We start from the raw sequence: 262 nt of genomic DNA, 5'->3' as shown, positions 1-262 counted from the left end.
ATTGATACCTTAATAACTTTAAAATCGTGAAAATTTATTCACAAAAAAACCAGCCAAGTGAGCCTTAGCTGGTTTTTTAATACTAATTTAAAGATTTAATGACAAATTAGCAGCTGTAATACAAGTCAAATTCAACAGGGTGTACTGTGATGTTCACGCGCTGCACTTCTTCTTCTTTCAGCGCGATATAGGCTTCTAACATCTCTTTAGTGAACACATCGCCCTTTAATAAGAACTCATGGTCTTCTCTTAATGCTTGCAG

1 pseudogene is annotated in these 262 nt (G+C 35.1%); it reads right to left on the bottom strand.

Going from position 1 to position 262, the window contains the following annotated elements:
* Positions 1-106 precede the first annotated feature (106 nt).
* A pseudogene (gene glnA, locus AAEY79_RS15385) lies at positions 107-262 on the bottom strand (glutamine synthetase); the annotation flags it as partial.

Origin of the sequence: Psychrobacter sp. GW64-MNA-CIBAN-0177 (assembly GCF_040309585.1) — a bacterium.
GTDB lineage: Bacteria > Pseudomonadota > Gammaproteobacteria > Pseudomonadales > Moraxellaceae > Psychrobacter > Psychrobacter okhotskensis.
The sequence above is the reverse complement of the archived record's forward strand: the minus strand, read 5'-3'. Positions and strand labels throughout refer to the sequence as shown.